General features: G+C 71.4%; 1 protein-coding gene. It reads right to left on the bottom strand.

The window, feature by feature from the left end; all coding sequences use genetic code 11:
* Positions 1 to 247: 247 nt before the first annotated feature.
* Complete coding sequence (polA, locus tag AOK15_RS38505; RefSeq protein WP_055523533.1) at positions 248 to 2,974, bottom strand: DNA polymerase I; 2,727 nt, start codon at positions 2,972 to 2,974, stop codon at positions 248 to 250.
* Between the last annotated feature and the right edge of the window lie 68 nt (positions 2,975 to 3,042).

Here is a 3,042-nt window from a genome sequence, read left to right as displayed (position 1 = left end):
AGATGTGTATAGGGGATAGCAGCCGGTTCGGTCGGCGGTGACGGGCGCCCTTGCGGTGGAGTAAGGGGACCGCGCGGCGGACCGACGGACCGACGGACCGACGGACCGACGGACCGACGGACCGACGGACCGACGGACCGACGGACCGACGGAGCGGTGTCGCGAGGGAATAAGGGGACAGCCCGGAGACGTCGGTCCTCTGGAGGGGCCCGGCCCGGTATGTGGGCGGCGGGCCCCTCCTCGGGGGTCAGTGGGCGGCCGATTCCCAGTCCGGGCCGTGGCCCACCGAGACGTCCAGGGGGGCACGGAGGTGGACCGCGTTGGACATCTCGTGGCGTACGAGTTCCTCTACGCGGGCGCCCTCGCCGGGGGCGATCTCCAGGACGATTTCGTCGTGGACCTGGAGCAGCATGCGGGACGTGAGGCCGGCGTCCTCCAGGGCGCGGCCCACGTTCAGCATGGCGATCTTGACGATGTCCGCGGCCGTGCCCTGGATGGGCGCGTTGAGCGCCATCCGCTCGGCGGCCTCGCGGCGCTGCCGGTTGTCGCTGTTGAGGTCGGGCAGATAGCGGCGGCGGCCGAAGAGCGTCGCCGTGTACCCCGTCGCCCGCGCCTCGTCGACCGCGCGGCGCAGATAGTCCCGGACCCCGCCGAAGCGCTCGAAGTACGCGTCCATCAGGGCGCGGGCCTCCCCCGCGTCGATGTTCAGCTGCTGGGACAGCCCGAACGCCGACAGTCCGTACGCCAGGCCGTACGACATCGCCTTGATCTTGCGGCGCATCTCCGCGTCGACCGCGCCGGGCTCGACCCCGAACACCTGCGCGGCGGCCGTGGTGTGGAGGTCCTCGCCGGAGGTGAACGCCTCGATGAGGCCCGCGTCCTCGGAGAGGTGCGCCATCACCCGCAGCTCGATCTGGCTGTAGTCGGCCGTCATCAGCGACTCGAAGCCCTCGCCGACGACGAAGCCGCGGCGGATCGCCCGACCCTCGTCGGTGCGGACCGGGATGTTCTGCAGGTTCGGGTCGACCGAGGAGAGACGGCCCGTCGCGGCGACGGTCTGGTTGAAGGTGGTGTGGATGCGGCCGTCCGTCGCGATGGTCTTGATCAGGCCCTCGACGGTGACGCGGAGCTTCGCCTGCTCGCGGTGGCGGAGCATGATGACCGGCAGTTCGTTGTCGGTCTGGGTGGCGAGCCAGGCCAGGGCGTCCGCGTCGGTGGTGTACCCCGTCTTGGTGCGCTTGGTCTTGGGCAGGGCCAGCTCGCCGAAGAGGACCTCCTGGAGCTGCTTGGGCGAGCCGAGGTTGAACTCGTGCCCGGCCGCCGCGTGCGCCTCCTTCACCGCCTGCTGCACGGCACCGGCGAACATCTGCTCCATGGCTTCGAGGTGGGCGCGGTCCGCGGCGATGCCGTGGCGCTCCATGCGGGCCAGCAGTGCGGACGTCGGCAGTTCCACGTCCCGCAGCAGCTCGGCGGCGCCGACCTCCTCCAGGCGCTGCCCGAACGCCTCGCCCAGGTCGAGGATGGCGCGGGCCTGCACCATGAGGGCCTCGGCCTCGGCGCCGTCGTCCGCGCCGAAGGCCAGCTGCCCGTCGGCGGTGGCGGCGGGGGCCAGCTCCCGGCCGAGGTACTCCAGGGACAGCGCGTCCAGGTCGAAGGAGCGGCGGCCGGGCTTGACCAGGTACGCGGCGAGGGCGGTGTCCATGGTGACGCCCTCGATGGTCCAGCCGTGCTCGGCGAAGACCCGCATCGCGGCTTTGGCGTTGTGGAACACCTTGGGCTTCGCGGGGTCGGCGAGCCAGGCCGCCCACGTGGTCTCGTCCGTCCCGTCGAGCTGGGTCGGGTCGAACCAGGCGGCCGCTCCCCCGGCGGCGGCGAGCGCGATCTCGGTGACCGAGCCGGTGCCGAGCGCCCACGTGTCGACGGTGGCGACGCCGAGGATCTCCGTGCCGTGCTCGGTGAGCCAGGGGGTCAGCTCCCCGGAGGCGAGGACCGTGCCGTCCACGGCGACGCCCTCGGCGGGCGGCCGGCCGGCGTCGGCCTCCTCCGCCCCCGGGTCGACGGCCAGCAGCCGCTCGCGCAGCGACGGGTTGCGGATCTCCAGGGTGTCGAGGACCATCGCGACGGCCGTGCGGTCGTACGGGGCGCGCTCCAGGTCGGTGACCGTCCTCGGCAGCTCGACCGTGCGCACCATCTCGGTGAGGCGGCGGTTGAGCTTGACGGCCTCCAGGTGGTCGCGGAGGTTCTGTCCGGCCTTGCCCTTGACCTCTTCGACGCGCTCGACCAGATCCGCGAACGAACCGAACTGGTTGATCCACTTCGCGGCGGTCTTCTCGCCGACGCCGGGGATGCCGGGCAGGTTGTCGGACGGGTCACCGCGCAGGGCCGCGAAGTCCGGGTACTGGGCGGGTGTCAGGCCGTACTTCTCGAACACCTTCTCCGGGGTGAACCGGGTCAGCTCCGAGACGCCCTTGGTGGGGTAGAGCACGGTGGTGTGCTCGGAGACCAGCTGGAAGGAGTCGCGGTCACCGGTGACGATGAGGACCTCGAAGCCCTCCGCCTCGGCCTGGGTGGCGAGGGTGGCGATGATGTCGTCGGCCTCGAAGCCGTCGACGGCGAAGCGCACGGCGTGCATGGCGTCGAGCAGCTCGCCGATCAGCTCGACCTGCCCCTTGAACTCGTCGGGGGTCTTCGAGCGGTTCGCCTTGTACTCGGTGAACTCCTCGGAGCGCCAGGTCTTGCGGGAGACGTCGAACGCCACCGCGAAGTGGGTGGGCGCCTCGTCGCGCAGCGTGTTCGCCAGCATCGACGCGAAGCCGTAGATCGCGTTCGTCGGCTGGCCCGTCGCGGTCGTGAAGTTCTCCGCGGGGAGCGCGAAGAACGCGCGGTAGGCCAGCGAATGCCCGTCCATGAGCATGAGCCGGGGACGGCTGCCGCCGGTGGTCGTGTCGGTCTTCTTCGATGCTGTCTCTGCCACGCACCCGATCCTGCCACGTGCCACTGACACTCGGACCACGCCCACCGCACCAGGCCCCCGCACCGGCC

It is taken from the genome of Streptomyces ossamyceticus, assembly GCF_001418475.1.
In the GTDB taxonomy this organism is placed as follows: Bacteria; Actinomycetota; Actinomycetes; order Streptomycetales; family Streptomycetaceae; genus Streptomyces; species Streptomyces ossamyceticus.
Note: the sequence above shows the minus strand (reverse complement) of the source record. Positions and strands in the feature narration are given on the sequence as shown.